Source organism: Methylocella sp. CPCC 101449 (assembly GCF_031921685.1).
Classification (GTDB): Bacteria; Pseudomonadota; Alphaproteobacteria; order Rhizobiales; family Beijerinckiaceae; genus Terripilifer.
In genome coordinates this window covers 366,198-385,182 of record NZ_JAPDHU010000002.1, presented here as the reverse complement: position 1 = coordinate 385,182, position 18,985 = coordinate 366,198, and the positions used below count along the sequence as shown (strand labels likewise).

Genomic DNA, 18,985 nt, shown 5'->3' with positions numbered 1-18,985 from the left:
CCGCCGAATTGGCCGAAGTTAGGCAAGGCGGCCTCCAAATACAAGGATTTAGCCCCACCCTTTTGGAATATGGTGCGTAGAATCGGCGCGGCCAGCGGAATTCCAGGCCGCGATGCGATTAATTTTCCGTCATGTTTTGTCGGAGGACGGATTTTTGTCCTCGGACACCGCATCGGGAGCGGGTTCCTCGTCGGAATCGCTGGAATCCAGCTCTTCGCCGGTTTCGTCGCCGCTCTCGTCGTCGGCTTCCTCGGCCGGTTCCTCCAGCAAGGCCTCGTCGGCCTCTTCTTCGGATTCCTGTTCGGATTCGTGCTCTGAACTCTCCGCAACCGGCTCTTCAAGCTCGGCCTCGGCTGTCTGCTCCGTGATCTCGTCGACCTCGACCACTTCGGCGCCGATTTCCTCGACTTCGCCGACGGGCTCCACCACGGTCGCCTCGACGACATCGCCCGTCTCGACGACCTCAGCCGAAGCTTCGGTCTCGGTTTCGGCCCGCGCTTCGGTGTCCGCTTCGCCAGCACCTTCGGCCGGGGCCGGCTCGGTGAAGAGATCGCTCTCGCCGCCTTCCAGCGGGTCCTCGTCCTCGGTGAGCGCACTGTCGTCGCTCGGCTTGGGCACGCCAAAACCTTCCGGCAGGCGGCCATCGAACAGGCCGGCCGAACGCAGATCCTCGAGGCCCGGCAGATCAGAGATCTGTTCGAGGCCGAACTGAAGCAGGAAGGCTTCCGTCGTACCGTAAGTGACCGGACGGCCCGGCGCCTTGCGACGGCCGCGCAGACGCACCCAGCCGGTTTCCAGCAGCACGTCGAGCGTGCCCTTGGAAATGGCGACGCCACGAATGTCTTCCACCTCGGCGCGGGTCACCGGCTGGTGATAGGCAACGATCGCAAGAGTTTCGAGAGCGGCCTTCGAAAGCTTTTTCTGCTCGCTGACGTCGCGCGACAACAGCCAGCCGAGATCGGTGGCGGTGCGAAACAGCCATTTGCGGGCGACGCGCACGAGATTGACGCCGCGCTGGGAATATTCCTCGCGCAGTTGCTGCATGACCGCTTCGACGTCGGCGCCTTCCGGCAGACGGCGGGCGATTTCCGCCTCCTCCATGGGCTCGGTGGCGGCGAACAGCAACGCCTCCGCGATACGCATGGCTTCCCGGTGCGCTTCCGCAGCGGCGTTCATGGCATCCTCGCCTTCAAACGGCAGTTGTTCGGCTGCTTCTCCCACGACGTCCTCTCGAATGCTTCAACTCGGCTACAAACTCAATGGCAAGATCTCGACACCGGTATTTTGGGCGAGATCAGTTTTCGACCACGCTGAGCTTTGGCGCCAACGGATCATGATTGCTGGCGCGAACCCAGATCGGTGCAAAGGCGCGTTCCTGGCGCAATTCCAACTTGCCTTCGCGCACCAGTTCCAGCGACGCCGAAAAGGTCGAGGCGCGCACGGTGCGGCGGGTTTCAGGCGTCGTGAAATACTGCCCGAGATAGGAATCCATGGACGTCCAGTCGATCGCACGCCCGGCTAGGCGCTCCAACGCCTCGCGTGCTTCGGCGAGCGACCAGACGACCCGTTGTTTCAGGGTCACCCGTGACAGAACATGTTTCTGCCGCTGGCGCGCATAGGCCGACAGTAGATCGTAGAGATTGGCCTGAAATTCCGATGTTTTGAGGATCGTCACCCCTTCCGGCGAGCCGCGCGTGAAAAGATCGCGACCAAGACGGGGGCGATTGACCAGCTTTTCGGCGGCATCGCGAATAGCCTCGAGGCGCTTCAGGCGGTAGGCCAGCGCGGCGGCGAGATCGGCGGCGGCTGGTTCCTCACCCTTCGGCTGTTCGGGCAGCAGCAGGCGCGACTTCAGATAGGCGAGCCAGGCGGCCATGACCAGATAGTCGGCGGCAAGCTCAAGCCTGACTTTACGAGCTTCGTCGATGAATTCCAGATATTGTTCGGCCAAAGCCAGAACGGAAATCTTGGCGAGATCGACTTTTTGGCGGCGCGCCAGTTCGAGCAGCAGGTCGAGCGGACCCTCGAACCCGTCCACGTCGACGAGGAACGACGGTTCAGTGTCGCCCTTATCGAGTTGTACGCTGTCTTCGAATGGCAGATCGGCCACCGCGAATCACTCCGTTTCGGCCGCAAAACAACTTGGCCGGCGCGGAATTTGATCGCTCTAGGCGGTCATCGCAAGTCCGGATTGGACCCTTGCCCATGCGTCCACAGGATCAAACGCCTGCGGGGCTTCCGCAATGGCCGCCAAGGCCCGCTCCGCCCGATCCAGGCGGATTCCGTCGAGGATCGGGGAGGCTTCGGCCACCGCATAGCCGTCGGCGATCTCGCCCTGGCAATGCAGCGCCATATCGAGGCCGGCCGCGAATAATGCCCGGGTTTTTTCCGAAAACGAGCCTTTGAGTGCTTTCATCGACAAATCGTCGCTCATGATCAGCCCGTCGAAGCCGAGCACCCCGCGCATGATCCGCGACACGACCTTGGCCGAGACGGTGGCGGGCTGGTCGGGATCGATGGCCGTGTAGACGACATGGGCCGACATGGCGAGCGGCATATCTGCCAGAGCCTGGAATGGCACGAAGTCCGACTTTTCCAATTCGGCGAGCGAAGCCTCCACCACCGGCAGTTCAAGATGGCTGTCGGCACGGGCGCGGCCGTGGCCGGGCATATGTTTGATCACCGGCAGGACGCCAGCCGTCAGCAGGCCCTCGCAGGCAGCCCGACCATAGGCGGCGACGGTGGCAGGATCGGCGGCATAGGCGCGATCGCCGATGACGTTATGGGCGCCCTCGCCCGGCACGTCGACAACCGGCAGGCAATCGACGGTGATGCCGACCTCGCGCAGATCGGCCGCCAAGACGCGCGTGCTGGTGCGGATCAGATTGGCCGTCTCGGTCGCATCGTGCCCGGCCGCGGCGAAGGCGCCGGCCGGCGGATATTTGCGCCACACGGGCGGCCCCATACGCTGCACGCGGCCGCCTTCCTGATCGATCAGCACCGGCGCATCGGCGCGGCCGACGATTTCGCGGAATTGCTGAGTCAGTCGAGTCAGTTGTGCGCGGTCCTCAACGTTGCGCTTGAAGAGGATGAGGCCCCAGGGCCGCGTCTTGGCGAACAAGGTCCGCTCATCGGCGGACAATTCCGTGCCGGCGCAGCCACAGATGAAGGCGCGTGCCTCGTTGCTCATTCGATCCTCTTCAACAAACGAAAAGCGCGCGGACACCGAATCCGCGCGCTCCACACTTTACTCGAAATCCTGACCTGAAATCCTGGCTCGTCAGTTTTTAGCAACGAAGCAATTGCCGCCCTTGGCCTGGAGCTTCGTGCAGAGGCCCGTGGCATTTTCGTGCGACAGGCCGGAGACCCGCACCCGATAGACCGACTTGTCACCGACCGTCGCCTTCTTGAAGGTCAGTTTGCGGCCACCGAGTTCACCGCCAAAGCGCTGTGTCAGACGGCTCATCACCTGCCGGGCTTCCGCTTCCGAACCGGGCGCGGCGAGCTGAACCGCGTAGTCACCGCTAGCAGTAGCCGACGCTGTGCGTTCGGCCTGCGGCCGTGGCGCAGCCGCCTCGGCTTGCGGCCGCTCTGCGGCGGGCGCCGGCGCGGCCGGAGCCGCAGCGGTGGCGCGCGCCGTGGTTTTCGGCGCGGCGGGAGCTGGCGCAGCAGCGGCAGGCGCTGACGGGCGCGTGGCGGGCATCGGCGGCGGATTGTTGGCAAGCGACGGCGTCACCGAAGCGATCGGTGCGGCAGCCGGCCGGGCAGCGGCCGGATCGCCGGTGATGACGCTGCCGTCCGGGCGGACGGAAACGGTCTTGACCGGACGCGGATCGGGGAAGAGGCCATTGCCGGACGTCGCGCCCGAGGACGGCGCAGCCGGCAGAGCGACGACACCGGGCGTCGAAGTGCCGTTGGCACGCGTTTGCGCGCGAATGTCGACGGGCTGTTCCTCACGGGTGACGACGCGGCTCGCGGCCAAACGCTCCGTATTGGCCTTGTCGAGCACCGACACCTGTTGCGTCTGATCGGGCGTGTCGGGTGCGGCCGGCGCAACCTTCACCGGCGCGTTGGACGCCTGAATGGTCGGTGTGCCGGAGGGGCCGTGGCTGTTGCGGCTGACGACAACCGCACCGACGCCACCGATCAACACCACCAGAGCGGCACCCATCAGCAACAGCGGACGGCGCGACTTTTGCGGCTCTTCGTAGGACGGACGATAGCCGGGCTCCCCGAGCGACGGCTCGTCATATTCGGGAGCAAAGGACGGCTCTTGATAATGATCCTGCGGCACAGGTGCGACCGGCGGTGGCGCCGCGGCGAAACGCGCGGCGGCATCGGGAAACTGGCTGAGCAGCGCCGAAATGTCGGCGGGATCTTCCAGCGGCGCCTGGGGTGCGGGCGCTTGCGGCGCGGCCGGACGGAACAGGCGCTCATCGATATGCGCGACATCGATACGCGGCGCAGCAGCGGGTTTGGCGGCAGGCGCGGCGGGCGCCTTCGCTTCGGCGGCGAAGATCTGATCGAGCGAGTCCTTCTGGACCCCGATGAGGCGAGACAGCTCCTGCAGTGGGTCGCCGCCCTGCTTCGGGTCGGGGGCCGCACTCCTGAGCTTGCGCTCAAACTCTTCGAGATCGACAGGGTCGCGAAGTCGGACAGCAGCTTGACTCATAGGCACACCTCACACGTCAACGCGGACGGACGCCTCGACGATTTGACACTCGCCGAAAGACCCGTACCGCGAGAATGGCGGTGCCTTTCAGCGCATTTCCTGCGGAGCGCTCACGCCGAGAAGAGCGAGCCCCGCGGCGATAACCCTGGTTAACGAAGCAACCAGCGCAACGCGTGCTATGGTTAAATCTCGCGTTTCTTCATTAACAAAGCGTAATTGCGGCTTATCTTTGCCGCTGTTCCAGTGAGAATGGAACGCCGAAGCTAAGTCGTGCAGGTAAAAAGCGATCCGGTGCGGCTCATGCGCCGCAGCCGCCGCTTCCACCTGACGGGGGAACTGGGCGATCAGCCGCATCAAGCCTTGCTCGCCCTCATCCTGCAGCAAAGCTAAAGGTGCCTGCGCCAGGGCCGCGCCCTCAAGCGCCAGATCCGGGAAAGCCGCCTTGGCCTGGCGCAGCACCGACGATCCGCGCGCATGGGCATACTGGACATAGAAGACCGGATTGTCCTTCGATTGTTCCAGCACCTTGGCCAGATCGAATTCGAGCGGCGCGTCGTTCTTGCGGAAGAGCATCATGAAGCGCACCGCATCGACGCCGACCTCGTCGACGACTTCGCGCAAGGTGACGAACGTCCCTGCCCGCTTCGACATGGTGACCGGCTGGCCATCGCGCATCAGCTTGACGAGCTGGCACAGGCGCACGTCGAGCACCGCCTTGCCTTGCGAGACCGCCTTCACCGCCGCCTGCATACGCTTGACGTAGCCGCCGTGATCGGCGCCCCACACATCGATCATGTCGAGGAAGCCGCGATCGACCTTCGACTTATGATAGGCGATATCGGCGGCGAAATAGGTATAGGCCCCGTCCGACTTGACCAGCGGGCGATCGACATCGTCGCCAAATTCAGTGGCGCGAAACAAAGTCTGTTCGCGGTCTTCCCAATCGTCCGGCAACTGCCCCTTCGGCGGCGGCAAGCGGCCTTCATAGATCAGGCCGCGCGCGCGCAAATCCGCCACCGCCTTGGCGATGGGCGAGTCCGCGCCACCGTGCAAAGTACGCTCGGAGAAGAAGACTTCGTGGCTGATGTTCATGGCCGCGAGATCGGCGCGGATCATGTCCATCATCGCGTCGATCGTCGCCTGACGCACCTGCGGCAGCCATTCGCTCTCGGGCTTGCCGAGAAGCGTGTCGCCGAACTGCTGCTTCAGCTTCTCGCCAACCGGCTTGAGATAGTCGCCCGGGTAAAGCCCCTCGGGGATCTCGCCGATGTTTTCGCCGAGCGCCTCGCGGTAGCGCAGAAAAGCCGAGCGGGCCAAGACGTCGACCTGAACGCCGGCATCGTTGATGTAATATTCGCGCGTGACGTCACGGCCGGAGAAGGCGATGAGATTGGCGAGCGCGTCGCCAAATACGGCGCCACGGCCATGGCCGACATGCATCGGCCCGGTCGGATTGGCCGAGACATATTCGACATTGACCTTGCCGCCGCTCGCCCGACCACGGCCAAAGCTGGCGTCGGTGAGGACGGCGCGCACCACATCGGCAAAGATCGCCGGATCGAGGCGGATATTGATGAAACCGGGTCCGGCGATCTCGACCGCCGCCACACCCGGCATGGCGCCGATGGCTTCCGCCAGAGCAGCCGCAAGCGCGCGCGGATTGCCGAAATGCTCCTTGGCCTCGCGGGCGTAGACCATGGCGGCATTGGTCGCCAGATCGCCGTGCGAGGGATCGCGCGGCGGCTCGACCACGAAACGGGTCAGGTCAAGATCCTGTGGCAACCGCCCCTGCCGGACCAGCGCCTGCAACGCGCCGGCGACCCGTGCCTGGAAATCAGCAAAAATGTTCATCAATTCAATCCGAATGTCTCTCTGGCGGGCGGCCTATCGCAAATCACCGGCAGGGTCAAAAAAGGCGGGCAAAAAGGCGGGGTTGAAGCCCGCCCGGCCCCTATTCTGGGCTTGGCTCGGGCCGCCCCATGGTCTATCAGGGGACAAAACCATAGGGAGGCTTTGTCCATGCCGCAGTTTGATCTTTACCGTGAAATGACGTTCGTCGGCATCGCCATTGTTGGCACGCTGGGCTTTTCGGCGATCTATGCCGTGCTCGAAAACGTCATTCCGTTCCTGCGCGGTGGTCTCGGCCGAGTCTGATCCCGGATCGTCTGATTCCGGACTATTTCTTTTTTCGCGATTGCACCAATTCCTGCCGGCGGCGCATGACATCCTCTGTCGCCGCCGCATAATCGCGTTCGCGCTCCCAACGTAAAGTACGCTGTTCCAGCTCGGCGTTGAGTTCGATACCGATCAGCACGACCAGCGCTGACAGCCAAAGCCACATCATCAGGCCGGCGATGGTAGCGAGCGAGCCGTAGGTGGCAGCGTAATTGGCGAAATGGCCGAGGTAATAGGCAAACAGGATCGACATGGCGATCCAGGTGGCCGCGCCGAACACACTGCCCCAGATGGCCCAGCGCGCCGCGTCCGGCGAGCGGCTCGGCCCGTAGCGATTGAGCAAAGTCAGAAAGACCGCCGTCACCACGAACAGCACCGGCCATCGCAAGATCTGGAAGCTCGCCGAAAACTTGTCCTGCAGTTCGACGAAGCTGAGGATGAAGGGCACGACCAGCAGAATGACCATCATGGCGACGAACAGCCCCAAGACGCCGACGGTGAAGAGAAAGGATTGCAGGTTGAGCTGTAGAAAACTGCGCTTTTCGTCCTCGCCATAGATCAGGTTCATGGCGTCGAACATCGACTTCATACCGGCGTTGGCGCTCCAAAAAGCAATCAAGAGTGAGACGATCGCCACCACGCTCAGACTGCGGCTCGACCCGCCAGCGATGGCCTCCGCCTGGCCGCGCACGATGTCAACGGCGCCCGGCGGCAGGATGAAGGCCAGTTCGCTCATCTGATCGATAATGGTCTTGGTGTCGGCGAACAGACCGTAGACGGAGACCAGAGCCGAGATCGCCGGAAAGATTGATAACAAGGCGTAGAAAGCGACGCCGGCCGCGATCAGAAACAGCCGGTCACGACCGATGTCGGTATAGATGACCTGCACCACCTCCCACCAGCCGCGCCGCGTGAGCTGCTGCGGCCGCTCGGCCACATGTATCCGCTCGGGATCGGGGGCCAGCGGTGCCGGGAGTGGAATGACGTCCGGATCGGAAGGCTCGTCGCGGCGCCAGCGGCCGGCGAAAGCCCGGCCGCGCGCCAGGGCCACCACGCCCGCCGTGGCCGCCGCCCCCGCTACGCCCGCCAGCGCTTTCTTGAAGCCCAGCGCCAAATCCGCTCTCCGTCATCGCCCCAATGGCGACTCGACTTACTTTAACGCAATGTCGGCGCATGGCCGAACAGCCGCATATGTTCCGACACCGCGTAGCGATCGGTCATGCCGGCGATATAGTCGCAGACCAAGCGCGCCCGGCGCTCCTCGCTGACGCCTTGCGCCGCCTGCGCCCATTCGGGCGGCATGTCGGCGGGTGTTTTGAAGAAGCGCAGGAACAACGCCAGCACCACCGACGTCGCCTCGTCGCGCACCTTCATCACCTTGGGGTGGCGATACATATGCGCGAAGAGAAACTTTTTCAGGGCGCGTTCGGTTTCCGCCATCGCGGCGGAGAAACGCACCAGAGTGCGGCCTTGCCGGCGCACGTCCTCGCTGCTCGCCGCGCCGGAAGATTCAAGCAGGCGCGTGCTCTCGGTGATCACATCCTCGATGAAGCGCGTGATCACCCGGCGCACCAGTTCGTGCACGAGGCGGGCGCGTTCGAGACCTGGGTGGAGCGCTTCGATCTCCGCCAGCAGCTCGGCGATGAAGGGCACTTGTGACAATGCGGTCAGATCGAACAGGCCGGCACGCAAGCCGTCATCGATGTCATGGGCATTGTAGGCGATGTCGTCGGCAACCGCCGCCGCCTGCGCCTCGGCCGAAGCGTAGTGCGACAGATCGAGCGGAAACTGCTGGTCGAATTCGAGGATCGCCAGGGGCACGCCGCGCTTGGCATAGCGCGGCACCGGCGCGCCCTGCGCATCGAGCAACGCGCCATTGTGCTTGACCAGGCCCTCAAGCGTTTCCCAAGTGAGGTTGAGGCCATCGTGCGCGGCGTAGCGATGCTCCAGGCGGGTGACGATGCGCAACGCCTGGGCGTTGTGATCGAAGCCGCTGAAGTCGGCCATGGCGGCTTCAAGGGCGTCCTCGCCCGTATGGCCGAAAGGCGTGTGACCCAGATCGTGCGCCAGCGCCAGCGCCTCGGCGAGATCGTCGTCGAGGCCCAACGCGCGCGCCAGGGCGCGGGCGATCTGGGCCACCTCGATCGTATGGGTCAGGCGCGTGCGATAGTGGTCGCCCTCGTGCGGGACGAAGACCTGGGTCTTATGGGCAAGGCGCCGGAAAGCCGTGGAATGGACGATCCGGTCCCGGTCGCGCTGGAACTCGCTGCGCGTCGGAGACATTTTTTCGGGAAAAAGCCGGCCTCGGCTGTGGCTCGACAGGGCCGCCCAGGGGGCCCGTTCCTGTTCCACATCCACCATCCGGTTCGCAGTCCATTGAATCGCCATCAGTCTGGACCTATATCTTGTGTCCGATCAGGCGCAAGGGGCGGTATGCCCGCCTAACGTGCTGAAAGCAGGCCCATGTCCGCAACACAGAACGCCGAATCTACCCTAGCCGACACCGCGCTCCCCATTGTGACGGACCGCGCGGCCAAACGCGTCTCGCAAATCCTCAGCAAGGAACCCGACGGCGCGATGCTGCGGGTGGCGGTCAAAGGCGGCGGCTGCTCCGGCTTCCAATATGCGTTCGAAATCGAAACTGCCAAGGCCGACGACGATCTGGTCATCGAGAAAAATGGCGTGCGCGTGTTGGTCGACCCGGTCTCGGTGGACTTTCTCAAGGGCGCGCGGATCGATTTCGTCGACGACCTGATCGGCCAGTCCTTCAAGATCGACAACCCCAACGTCAGCGCCAGCTGCGGCTGCGGCGTCAGCTTCTCGATCTAAGGCAAATCGCGTTTCGCTAGAAACGTGATTTTGCCGAAGCGCTTTAAACTTCCCGTCCTACTCAGCAGCAAGCCGGCGCGAGCTGGCGATGAGATCGACGGTCGCCTGCGTGTCGATCACTTCGGCGAACAGCATCGCCATGTTCGACAAGGTACCGTTATGGGCCGCGTCGGTCAGAGCGGCATTGGCATCGGACACGAAGACCAGCTTGTAGTTCATCTGCATGGCGTCGCGGGCGGTCGACTCGCAGCAGCAATTGGTCAAGGTGCCGGTGATGATCAGCGTGTCGATGCCGCGCTTCTGCAAGATCTCGTGCAAGTCGGACGCGCCCGGCACGAAAGCGCCGAAGCGGGTCTTGCTGACCTTGAGATCCTGCGCCGCCACATCGAGCTTCGGCCACAACTCCCAGAAATGCGCGCCGGTCGCGAAGGCCTGCCCTGTTCCCGGCGCCCCGACCTTGGTGTTCAGATAGGCCCAGTTCGACCAGGATTTCTGCGATTCCGGCGTCACCGTCATCTGCAGGAACACGTTGAGCCCGCCGCCTGCCCGCACAGCGCGGCTGATGGCATTGACGTTGTCGATGATCTCGCGCGCCGCCGGCACTTCCACCGGCGCGCCCGGTTCGACGAAACCGTTTTGCAGATCGACGATGATGTGAGCGGTGCGCTGGAGATCGAGGCTATCGAACACCCGTTCGCGCCCGTCCCGCAAATTTCTGCCGTAAGCCAATGCGTCGGCATCAATGGCGATTTTGTGCATCCGACCTGCCCCCTGTTGCTCGGGTTATGACGCGAGCATGCCGCGAGACGCGGCGGAAGCCAAGAACGGCATTCAGAAATTTGGCGGACGGGCGATCGCCCATCCGCCACTTACATTTTAGGAGGCGGATTTCGCTGCGGCTTCCTGCTTGGCGGCGAGTTCATTGTCGGCGGCAGTCGCACGTTGCACCGCCGGACGGTTTTTGATCCGCTCGATATAGGACATGACGACGGGCGTTTCGGGCACCAGCTTGAACCCTGTCGTCCACTGCAAGGCCGTGCCCCACAGCAGATCGGCCGCGGTGATCTTCTCCCCCGTCAGATAAGGCCCTTTGTCCAATTGATCGGTCACGGTCTTCATCATCGTGTCGTAGTCGCCATAGGGACACATCGAAGGCCGCGCCGGTTCGCGCTGCATGGCGCGGTCAACGACCGCCGGCTCGAAACAGGAGCCATAGAAGAACAGCCAGCGCAGATAAGGTCCGCGCCGCGGATCGCCCATCGACGGCGCAAGGCCGGCTTCCGGATAGAGATCGGCGAGATAGAGGAAGACGGCGCCCTGCTCCGTCACCAGCGCGCCGTTATGCGCGATGGCCGGCACCTTCCCCATCGGATTGATCGCCAGATAGTCGGCCTGGCGTGTTTCACCGGCCCGCAGGCTCAGCAGATGCATGTCGTAGTCCGCGCCAAGCTCTTCGAGCAGAACGCGCGTGCCGCCCGAACGGGTGTGCGGCGAATGATAAAAGATGATTTTGCGATCCATAGGGCACTCCTCCGAGCTTATGGCGGCACGTTACGACTAGCCGACGGCGACTGCCAATTTATGGCAGTTGCCCTAGGAAGGCCGGCGTTCGTGCAAATAGTTTTGGATCTGGCTCCACTGAGCCTGTTCGAACCAATCCGAAATACGATCGCCTTTTAGATGATAGGCCCGCTCCGCATAGGGCATGGCCGCCGCAGGATCGCCCAATTTGAAATAACATTTGGCTATGGTCAGCGATGGCAACGGCTGCTTGATCTTGGCGCACCACTCCAGCGCCAGTTGCGAAACGGCAATGCTTTTCTGAAACTCGCCTGTTTCCAAGAGCGCCGCGCCCAATCCACTCTTGATCCAATACCAGATGTCGGCGCCGTGTAGATGCTGATCGGCATAATCCGATGCCGCCTGCCAGTGCTCAAGGGCCTGCACCGTTTCACCGCGCGCATCGCAAGCAATGCCCTTATTGGCCAAAGCCAAGGCTTGCGCGGTCGATGGATCGTCGACTTTCTTCTTCGCCATGAAACCACTCACCGGCTGAAGGTCATCTGCGGCGACGGTTAGTATCCCAGCAGGACGAGAATACGCGTCCAGCGCATGAAGGCCACGGCCACTGAGAGAATGAAGCCGTAGAAGCCGCCGAAAACATGGCCGCGCACGAAATAGAATTTGAAGAACTGCCAGGGAATTTCGGTGAAGACGCGCAGAACCAGAAGCGCCTTGTTCTTAGTCTTCTCCTGCTTCTGCAATTCGTAGTAGCCGATTTCCTTGCGCACCAGATGGGCGATGGAGCGGAACGACTGGTGATAGGCCGGCGCCTTGAGCTGAATGACGTCAGCGGTCGGTTCGACCGTGTCATGCACCATGGAGGCAGCGAAACGCGTCTTGGTGCGATCGTAGAGGCGGATGTAATTATGGCTGTCGGCCATCAGATGCGGCCGGTCGTGATGCGGATAGACCATGGTCATGCGCATACGGAAGGACGAGGCCGGGATGGACGCCTGGCTCAGAATGGCGCGCAGCTCGGCGCGCAAGGCTTCCGACAGCCATTCGTCGGCGTCGAGATTCAAGACGAAATCGTTGTGCGCCTGTTCTTCTGCGAAGCGCTTCTGCGGCCCATAGCCTTCCCAATCGCGATGCACCACGCGCGCGCCGAGACTTTCGGCCAGCGCCTGCGTGCCGTCGGTCGAGCCGGAATCGACGACGATCACTTCATCGACGAGGCCGCGCACGGACTCAATGGTGCGCGCGATGCGATCGGCCTCGTTGAAGGCGATGATGCAGCAGGAAACCCGCGTCCGAATTGAGGCATCGGGCGGGGACCAGGGTGCCATGGCTCAAGCCGGCTTGGTGGCGATGTGGATGGCGTCGTCAAAGCCCAGCGACATACGCATCTCGTCCAAGGGCTCCGGCCGGTAGGTCTCGACCGCAAAGCCAGCAAGGCGCAGCTTGTCGGCGAAGTCGCGGCCATAATAGCGCAGATGATCGATGGCGCCATAAGCGGCGGCCCGTTCACGGCGGCCGGTGATGGAAGGCTCCTGCACCGTCGTCTCACGCGCCCAGTTCTGCGGCACCGACAGGATGGCACGTCCATTTGGCTTCAGCACACGGCGGATTTCCGAGAATGCCTTGGCATCATCGGGCACGTGTTCCAGCACGTGATGGGCGATGACGAGATCGAAAGTTTCATCGCCGAAGGAGATCGCCTGAATGTCCTCGTTCAGTTTGGCATAGGACATTTTCGGATCGCTGGTCACATAGCCCGGATCGTCCTTCATGCGTTCGATCATGAAGACTTCCGGCGCGAAATGCAGGACCGACAGTTTTTGGCCAGGACCGATGCCTAGTTTCTGATAGAGCAGATGCGCTAGGCGATGGCGCTCGCGGCTATCGCAAGACGGGCAGCGGCTGTTCCAACGCGGTGGCCGCGCGGCGGCGACGAAAATGCCATGGAAGCCGCAGATCGGGCAATCGCGCTCGAGCTGGCGCGAGCCGAACTGGCGATAGTCGCGCAAGGCCGCAATCGCATAACGCGTCGCGACCTTGAACGAGAGCGGTTTCGCGCTCACGCGCCCTTCTCCGGCAGGTTGAGACGGATGTGCAATTCGCGCAATTGCTTGGTCGTCGCTTCCGACGGCGCACCCATGAGAATGTCCTCGGCGCGCTGGTTCATCGGGAACAGCGCCACTTCGCGCAAGTTCTGTTCGCCGGCGAGCAGCATGATGATGCGGTCGACACCGGCCGCCATGCCACCGTGCGGCGGCGCGCCATACTGGAACGCGCGATACATGCCGCCGAAGCGGTCGAGCACTGTCTGCTCGCTGTAGCCGGCGATTTCGAACGCCTTCACCATCGCTTCAGGGCGATGGTTGCGGATGCCGCCGGAGGCCAGCTCATAGCCGTTGCAGGCGATGTCATATTGGAACGCCTTGATGGTCAGCGGATCCTGGCCCTGCAGCGCTTCGAGGCCGCCCTGCGGCATGGAGAACGGGTTGTGCGAGAAGTCGACCTTCTTGTCGTCCTCATTCCACTCATACATCGGGAAGTCGACGATCCACGCCAGTTCGAAGCGGTTTTCGTCGATGAGGTTGAGGTCCTTGCCGACGCGCGTGCGCGCATCGCCGGCAAAGCGCACAAATTTCGCGGGATCGCCCGCAACGAAGAAGGCCGCATCGCCTGCCTTCAGGCCGAGTTGCTGGCGGATCGCTTCGGTGCGTTCGGGACCGATGTTGTTGGCGATCGGGCCGGCCGGCTCCGTCTTGCCTTCGTTGTCGCGCCAGAAGATGTAGCCGAGGCCCGGCTGGCCTTCGCTCTGCGCCCAGGAGTTCATGCGGTCGCAGAAGGTGCGCTGGCCGCCGCCCGGTGCCGGAATGGCACGCACTTCGTTCTTCGCGTCTTCGAGCATGCGCGCGAAGACCTTGAAGTTCGAACCGCGGAAATGCTCGCTGACGTTCTGCATGATGATCGGGTTGCGCAGGTCCGGCTTGTCGGAGCCGTATTTCTGCATCGCCTCGGCGAAGGGAATGCGCGGGAATTTCGCCGTCACAGGTTTGCCTTCGCCGAACTCTTCGAACACGCCACGGATCACCGGCTCCATCGCCGCGAACACGTCTTCCTGCGTGACGAAGCTCATCTCGATGTCGAGCTGGTAGAACTCGCCCGGCAGACGATCGGCGCGCGGATCCTCGTCGCGGAAACAGGGCGCGATCTGGAAGTAGCGGTCGAAGCCCGCCATCATCAGCAATTGCTTGTACTGCTGCGGCGCCTGCGGCAGCGCGTAGAACGTGCCCGGATGGATGCGCGAGGGCACCAGGAAGTCGCGCGCACCTTCCGGCGACGAGGCGGTGAGGATCGGCGTCTGGAATTCGTTGAACCCCTGCCCCTTCATGCGCTGGCGGATGCTGTCGATCACCCGGCCGCGCAGCATGATGTTGCGATGCAGGCGCTCGCGGCGCAGATCGAGGAAGCGGTATTTCAGCCGCGTCTCTTCCGGATAATCGACATCGCCGAACACCGGCAGCGGCAGTTCGGCCGCCTGGCCCAAAACCTCGGCAGCGGTCACGTAAAGCTCGACGAGGCCCGTCGGCATATCGGGATTTTCAGTGCCGGCCGGGCGCTTGCGCACCTTGCCGTCGAGGCGCACGACCCATTCGGACCGAAAGGTTTCGACCAGTTTGAAAACAGGGGAATCCGGGTCGACCACGCATTGGGTGATGCCGTAATGGTCGCGCAGGTCGACGAACAGCACGCCGCCATGGTCGCGGATGCGGTGGCACCAGCCGGAAACGCGGGCCTCGGCACCATCGTCGGTGACGCGGAGCTGGCCGCAGGTATGCGTGCGATAACGATGCATTTTCAAGGATCTCAGCACGAAAAGGAGCGCCCAACGGCTGCCGGGCGGCAAATCAGCGGGCTGTTTAGGGGAAAAAGCCTGCCGGGGAAAGGGCATCGGCCGAAACCGAGGCCCGCCCCCACAGCTAGGCCGAAGCCGGCACCGTGGCCAGGGTGCGCAGGTGCGGCATGATTTCGGCCTGAAACAGCCCGATGGTTCTCTCCACCTCGGCGAAGCTCTGGTCGCCGAAAGCCGACTGGAGCACGCAGTAATTGCTGGCCGTCGCCTGTAATTCTTCCGCCAGATAGGCCCGCACCGTGGCCGGCGAGCCGGCAATGCCCCGGCCCTGCTCGACCAGGCCGTCCCAGGTCGGCGGGCGGGCATGGTTCATGCTGCGGCCGAGCTTGCGGAAGAGAAAGGTGAAGCCGTCATGCCAGCGCAGGTAAGCGCGCCGGGCGGTGGCCAGCGCCTGTTCGTCGGTCTCGGCGACGACGACGAAACGGCCGAGACCCATCAGCGGCAGCGGCTTGCCCGCCTGTTCGCGCGCCCAGACCTCGCGGAAGATGCGGTTGCAGGCCTGCACGTCGGCTTTCACATCGAGATTGAGGATGGTCCAGCCGTTGCGGGCGGCGCGTTCGGCGCTGGCTTCCGTATGGACGCCATACCAGACCGGCGGATGCGGCTTTTGCAGCGACAATACGCGCAGATCGATGTCGCGATATTCTTCGTCGAGCTCGGGCACGTGCATGCGGCCGGTGGCGAGCGCTTCGAGCACGCGCGGCAGGTTGCGCCGATAGATCGCCTCGGTCTCCTGCGCCGGCACGCCGAAATATTCGATCTCGACCGGCGAAGAGCCACGGCCGAAGCCCATATCGAGACGGCCGCGCGACAATTGGTCGAGCATGGCGATTTCTTCGGCCAATCGCAGCGGGTGATACAGCGGCAGGGCGTAGACCATGGGACCGAAGCGCAGCCGCTTGGTGCGCTGCGAGGCGGCGGCCAGAAACAGATTGGGGGATGGTGCCATGCCGAGCGCCGTGGCGTGATGCTCAGCCACATGCCAGCAATAGAAGCCGGCGTGGTCATAGAGTTCCAGCAATCGCAGCCGTTCTTCGTAGAACGCGCCGACCGGCAGATGGTCATTGTCGAGATGGTCGAATATGCCGAACTGCATGATGGGTTCGTTGCCTCCCGTTTGACACCATCCTGCCACGGTTAGCGGCGACAAAGCGAGCTTCGTAGGATTTCGCCGTTTGACTTCCGTCAAATGGCGAAAATGACGGTGCTTTCCCCCTTCCCTTGGGCGCGGTATAATATCGACATGAGCATTCCCGCACATTCGCGTCTGTCTGCCGTATTGGGTTCGGCATCGCTGGCCGTCCTTTTCGGCCTCCTGGCCGTCCCGGCCCAGGCGCAGACCTTCACGGGTTACAGCCCTTTGCCCTTTTTCGCCTGGCCAAAATACGAACCGCTCGACGCCAGCCCCTTCGAGGGATCCTATGCACGCATGTCGGCGGGCTATCAGGTGACGTCGTCCAAGGGCTTCGGCACCTTGTCGGGGCCGACGATTGGCCTTGAAGGCGGCAAAATGTGGCGCGAGGGGCGGTTCGTTTACGGGGTGGTCGGCGCACTCGACTATATGCCTGTTATCGGCGGCTATCCGACACCGGGCCTCGGCTCAGGCTATTATTCGCGCGATTTCGCCGGCGGCTTTCAGCTCAAAGCCGGCTTCCTGGCCGCCAACAACGTGCTTGTCTACACCAAGCTCGGCGCGACCGCGTTCAACGAGACGCTGCATTTCGGCGCCACCAATTTCACGGCGCCGTTCAACCGTAATGCCTTCACCGTGCGGCCCGACGCGCGCGTCGGCGTTGAATGGGCGGTCAGCGACAAGGTGACCATCGGGATCGAAGCCGGCGTCACCGGTTCCCCGCTCCGTTAGCTCGCACGGAAACGGCGGAAGACATCTGGCTGGGAAGAGACCAGTCGTGAAACCTCATCATGAATCAGGCCGGTCAGGGCCGTGCTAGCTCGGGTTGGCGGCCGATCACGGTGGCGGAACAAACTTCGCGTGATCTCAAATCCATCTAGGGGCGCGCCGACAAACTCCTCCTTCTGCAATTCGCGGTCGACCGAAGAGAAGGGAACGATGAGGAATCCCGCGCCGGCACGCAAGGCTCCGATCGCAGTCGTGAAGGAATCAACCTCCGCGACGACACGAAGTTGAAAATTCGAACGCGCGTGAAGCCGCTCCAGCAGCAGTCGCGTAAAACTACCAATCACGATAGGCAGGCGATCGAGCTTGTCGAGGCCGAGCCGCCGTCTCCTAAAAGGCCAATCCTCGGGCCGACCGATGAGCCACATGGATTCCGTAAAAAGCGGCTCGCCGACGAGATCGGGATGTTGAGCCTCAGAACTCATGATGCCGATATCAATGCGGCCAGACAGCAAGGCATCGCGAACCGCGGGAGAAAAATCCTCCTGAAGGAGGAGTTTCAGATGCGGATAACGCGCAATGCAATCGGATAAAATCCTCCCGACGAAGAGAATGCCTATCGATGGCGGGAAGCCAAGTCCGACCTGCCCGATCAGTTCTGCAGCCTGCGATCGCACCTCGTCTTCAAGCTGTTCGGACATGCGCAGTATCAGTTCCGCCCGCTCAAGAACCAGAAAACCAGTTTCCGTTGGTTCGACGCCGCGCCGATGCCGCATCAAAAGCTCCGCGCCGAGTTGTTCTTCCAAAAGCTTAATCCGCCGTGAGAGGGCAGGTTGAACGAGGCCAAGCGATACAGCCGCTTTCGAAAGGCTGCGCTGCCGAACGATCTCGACAAAATAACGAAGAGAAATGAGGTCCATGCTATCAGCCATCATTTTTTGCTATATCTTATATCAAAAATGAACATTTTCAATATGGTAGAAATGGTGATCATGTCTCTTCGGTTCCGCTTCGCACAGAACCGATTGGGAGGGATTAGATGTTTCACCGGATTGCCGCTGCGGCTTTTCTCTGGGCGATCGCCACCGCCTGCTCGGCGCAGGACTATCCGACCCGTACGATCACCATCGTGGCCCCCAGCGCCGCCGGCGCCCTTTCCGACGTTCTCGCGCGGCTCATCGGCAAGAAAGTAGCCGACACGCTCCGGGGCACGGTCATCGTCGAGGACAAACCGGGTGCCAGTGGTGCGATCGGTAGCACCTATGTCATGCGCGCTCTGCCGGACGGCTACACTATTCTCTTAGCGAACGGTGCGTCCCACGGGGCGCTGACGGCACTAAGCAAAACACCGGCCTATGATCCGATCACGGATTTTGTCCCAATCGCACGTGTGGGCGAAACGCAACTGGCGCTTGTCGCATCCGACAAATTGCCCGTCAAAAACGCACAAGAATTCCTAACTTATGCGCGAACCCATCCAGGCAAATTAAGCTTCGGATCATTCGGTCACGGATCGGCTGGGCATCTGTTCGGCGAGATCATGAAGAAGCGCAACGGCATCGACATGGTCCACGTCCCGTTTAAAAGCGAAGCAGATGCCGTACAGGCCATTCTGGCCGGACAAATCGAGCTGGCGATGCTTGTGTCGGCCAAACCTTATGTCGATCAAGGTCAGGTGAAGCTCATAGGAACAACCAGTCCCGATGCGAACGAGGCTTATCCGAGCTGGCCGACGCTGACCTCCCAAGGTGTGGAAGGCTTTTCTCAAGCTCGCGGCTTCCAAGCTTTCTTGGCGCCTGTCGGCACGCCACAAATCGTGATCGATAAGCTCGCAAATGCCATTTCCAAGGCGGTCGCCGATCCCGAGGTTCGTCGCCAACTCCTTAATCTTGGCGTCACGCCGGCCACCGAGACACCAAAGGATTTTCCGGCCCTGTATCGCGCCCTTGTCGAACAATGGCGGTCGATCGTTCGAGAATCCGGCATCTCGACGGACTGACGCAGCGACCCGCGCGACTGGACACCC

19 protein-coding genes are annotated in these 18,985 nt (G+C 62.6%); 4 read left to right on the top strand and 15 right to left on the bottom strand.

Going from position 1 to position 18,985, the window contains the following annotated elements; genetic code table 11:
* Positions 1-129 precede the first annotated feature (129 nt).
* The 5 genes from scpB to argS all read right to left on the bottom strand — a co-directional run bounded on the left by scpB (position 130) and on the right by argS (position 6,523).
* Entirely contained in the window at positions 130-1,221 is a 1,092-nt protein-coding gene (gene scpB, locus OIM99_RS12450; protein WP_311850730.1) for an SMC-Scp complex subunit ScpB, read from the bottom strand.
* Positions 1,222-1,294: 73 nt separating this feature from the next.
* Positions 1,295-2,101 carry a segregation and condensation protein A gene (locus tag OIM99_RS12445; protein ID WP_409371530.1) on the bottom strand — a complete coding sequence of 269 codons (807 nt, stop codon included), beginning with the start codon at positions 2,099-2,101 and terminating at the stop codon, positions 1,295-1,297.
* A 66-nt stretch (positions 2,102-2,167) separates the two neighbouring features.
* On the bottom strand, positions 2,168-3,190 hold the full coding sequence (nagZ, locus tag OIM99_RS12440; protein WP_311850728.1) for a beta-N-acetylhexosaminidase: 1,023 nt from the start codon (positions 3,188-3,190) through the stop codon (positions 2,168-2,170).
* 90 nt (positions 3,191-3,280) lie between these two features.
* Positions 3,281-4,672 (bottom strand): SPOR domain-containing protein, encoded by a 1,392-nt coding sequence (locus OIM99_RS12435; RefSeq protein ID WP_311850727.1) that lies wholly within the window; start codon positions 4,670-4,672, stop codon positions 3,281-3,283.
* 87 nt (positions 4,673-4,759) lie between these two features.
* A complete protein-coding gene (argS, locus tag OIM99_RS12430; protein WP_311850726.1) occupies positions 4,760-6,523 on the bottom strand; it encodes an arginine--tRNA ligase in 1,764 nt (587 codons plus the stop codon).
* A 168-nt stretch (positions 6,524-6,691) separates the two neighbouring features.
* On the opposite strand from argS, the gene OIM99_RS12425 reads away from it, so the two are divergent.
* Positions 6,692-6,826, top strand: coding sequence for a hypothetical protein (locus OIM99_RS12425; protein WP_311850725.1), 135 nt, complete (start codon positions 6,692-6,694; stop codon positions 6,824-6,826).
* A 22-nt stretch (positions 6,827-6,848) separates the two neighbouring features.
* Here the strand turns inward: OIM99_RS12425 and OIM99_RS12420 are convergent, their stop codons facing one another.
* Together OIM99_RS12420 and OIM99_RS12415 are read right to left on the bottom strand one after the other, a co-directional pair.
* Complete coding sequence (locus OIM99_RS12420; protein ID WP_311850724.1) at positions 6,849-7,961, bottom strand: YihY/virulence factor BrkB family protein; 1,113 nt, start codon at positions 7,959-7,961, stop codon at positions 6,849-6,851.
* Positions 7,962-8,002: 41 nt separating this feature from the next.
* Positions 8,003-9,208, bottom strand: coding sequence for a deoxyguanosinetriphosphate triphosphohydrolase (locus OIM99_RS12415; protein ID WP_311852260.1), 1,206 nt, complete (start codon positions 9,206-9,208; stop codon positions 8,003-8,005).
* Positions 9,209-9,310: 102 nt separating this feature from the next.
* Here OIM99_RS12415 and erpA point away from each other — a divergent pair, with 102 nt between their 5' ends.
* Positions 9,311-9,676, top strand: coding sequence for an iron-sulfur cluster insertion protein ErpA (gene erpA, locus OIM99_RS12410; RefSeq protein ID WP_311850723.1), 366 nt, complete (start codon positions 9,311-9,313; stop codon positions 9,674-9,676).
* A gap of 57 nt (positions 9,677-9,733) precedes the next feature.
* On the opposite strand, the gene OIM99_RS12405 is transcribed toward erpA, so the two are convergent.
* The 7 genes from OIM99_RS12405 to OIM99_RS12375 all read right to left on the bottom strand — a co-directional run bounded on the left by OIM99_RS12405 (position 9,734) and on the right by OIM99_RS12375 (position 16,197).
* The gene (locus tag OIM99_RS12405) at positions 9,734-10,435 is read right to left on the bottom strand and encodes an isochorismatase family cysteine hydrolase (RefSeq protein WP_311850722.1); all 702 of its coding nucleotides are present in this window, start codon (positions 10,433-10,435) and stop codon (positions 9,734-9,736) included.
* A 117-nt stretch (positions 10,436-10,552) separates the two neighbouring features.
* Positions 10,553-11,197: a glutathione S-transferase family protein gene (locus OIM99_RS12400; protein ID WP_311850721.1), complete on the bottom strand. Its 645-nt coding sequence runs from the start codon at positions 11,195-11,197 to the stop codon at positions 10,553-10,555.
* 72 nt (positions 11,198-11,269) lie between these two features.
* Positions 11,270-11,713, bottom strand: a complete 444-nt coding sequence (locus OIM99_RS12395) for a hypothetical protein (RefSeq protein ID WP_311850720.1) — start codon at positions 11,711-11,713, stop codon at positions 11,270-11,272.
* 38 nt (positions 11,714-11,751) lie between these two features.
* Complete coding sequence (locus tag OIM99_RS12390) at positions 11,752-12,525, bottom strand: glycosyltransferase family 2 protein (RefSeq protein ID WP_311850719.1); 774 nt, start codon at positions 12,523-12,525, stop codon at positions 11,752-11,754.
* A 3-nt stretch (positions 12,526-12,528) separates the two neighbouring features.
* A complete protein-coding gene (locus tag OIM99_RS12385; RefSeq protein ID WP_311850718.1) occupies positions 12,529-13,260 on the bottom strand; it encodes a methyltransferase domain-containing protein in 732 nt (243 codons plus the stop codon).
* A complete protein-coding gene (aspS, locus tag OIM99_RS12380; protein ID WP_311850717.1) occupies positions 13,257-15,044 on the bottom strand; it encodes an aspartate--tRNA ligase in 1,788 nt (595 codons plus the stop codon). The genes OIM99_RS12385 and aspS overlap by 4 nt, the downstream gene beginning before the upstream one ends.
* A 124-nt stretch (positions 15,045-15,168) precedes the next feature.
* Positions 15,169-16,197 carry an LLM class flavin-dependent oxidoreductase gene (locus OIM99_RS12375; protein WP_311850716.1) on the bottom strand — a complete coding sequence of 343 codons (1,029 nt, stop codon included), beginning with the start codon at positions 16,195-16,197 and terminating at the stop codon, positions 15,169-15,171.
* A 147-nt stretch (positions 16,198-16,344) separates the two neighbouring features.
* Here OIM99_RS12375 and OIM99_RS12370 point away from each other — a divergent pair, with 147 nt between their 5' ends.
* Complete coding sequence (locus OIM99_RS12370; protein ID WP_311850715.1) at positions 16,345-16,965, top strand: hypothetical protein; 621 nt, start codon at positions 16,345-16,347, stop codon at positions 16,963-16,965.
* On the opposite strand, the gene OIM99_RS12365 is transcribed toward OIM99_RS12370, so the two are convergent.
* Positions 16,962-17,879, bottom strand: a complete 918-nt coding sequence (locus OIM99_RS12365; protein WP_311850714.1) for a LysR family transcriptional regulator — start codon at positions 17,877-17,879, stop codon at positions 16,962-16,964. The two genes, OIM99_RS12370 and OIM99_RS12365, sit on opposite strands and share 4 nt — an antisense overlap.
* A 209-nt stretch (positions 17,880-18,088) precedes the next feature.
* On the opposite strand from OIM99_RS12365, the gene OIM99_RS12360 reads away from it, so the two are divergent.
* The gene (locus OIM99_RS12360; RefSeq protein ID WP_311850713.1) at positions 18,089-18,958 is read left to right on the top strand and encodes a tripartite tricarboxylate transporter substrate binding protein; all 870 of its coding nucleotides are present in this window, start codon (positions 18,089-18,091) and stop codon (positions 18,956-18,958) included.
* The last annotated feature ends 27 nt before the right edge of the window (positions 18,959-18,985 follow it).

Bases quoted from the DNA above. Each gene is read 5' to 3' on its own strand.
- OIM99_RS12390 (WP_311850719.1), bottom strand. From the start codon at position 12,525: ATGGCACCCTGGTCCCCGCCCGATGCCTCAATTCGGACGCGGGTTTCC.
- OIM99_RS12425 (WP_311850725.1), top strand. From the start codon at position 6,692: ATGCCGCAGTTTGATCTTTACCGTGAAATGACGTTCGTCGGCATCGCC.
- OIM99_RS12365 (WP_311850714.1), bottom strand. From the start codon at position 17,879: ATGGACCTCATTTCTCTTCGTTATTTTGTCGAGATCGTTCGGCAGCGC.
- aspS (WP_311850717.1), bottom strand. From the start codon at position 15,044: ATGCATCGTTATCGCACGCATACCTGCGGCCAGCTCCGCGTCACCGAC.
- erpA (WP_311850723.1), top strand. From the start codon at position 9,311: ATGTCCGCAACACAGAACGCCGAATCTACCCTAGCCGACACCGCGCTC.
- OIM99_RS12400 (WP_311850721.1), bottom strand. From the start codon at position 11,197: ATGGATCGCAAAATCATCTTTTATCATTCGCCGCACACCCGTTCGGGC.
- OIM99_RS12405 (WP_311850722.1), bottom strand. From the start codon at position 10,435: ATGCACAAAATCGCCATTGATGCCGACGCATTGGCTTACGGCAGAAAT.
- OIM99_RS12370 (WP_311850715.1), top strand. From the start codon at position 16,345: ATGAGCATTCCCGCACATTCGCGTCTGTCTGCCGTATTGGGTTCGGCA.
- OIM99_RS12415 (WP_311852260.1), bottom strand. From the start codon at position 9,208: ATGGTGGATGTGGAACAGGAACGGGCCCCCTGGGCGGCCCTGTCGAGC.
- OIM99_RS12375 (WP_311850716.1), bottom strand. From the start codon at position 16,197: ATGCAGTTCGGCATATTCGACCATCTCGACAATGACCATCTGCCGGTC.
- OIM99_RS12395 (WP_311850720.1), bottom strand. From the start codon at position 11,713: ATGGCGAAGAAGAAAGTCGACGATCCATCGACCGCGCAAGCCTTGGCT.
- OIM99_RS12435 (WP_311850727.1), bottom strand. From the start codon at position 4,672: ATGAGTCAAGCTGCTGTCCGACTTCGCGACCCTGTCGATCTCGAAGAG.
- argS (WP_311850726.1), bottom strand. From the start codon at position 6,523: ATGAACATTTTTGCTGATTTCCAGGCACGGGTCGCCGGCGCGTTGCAG.
- nagZ (WP_311850728.1), bottom strand. From the start codon at position 3,190: ATGAGCAACGAGGCACGCGCCTTCATCTGTGGCTGCGCCGGCACGGAA.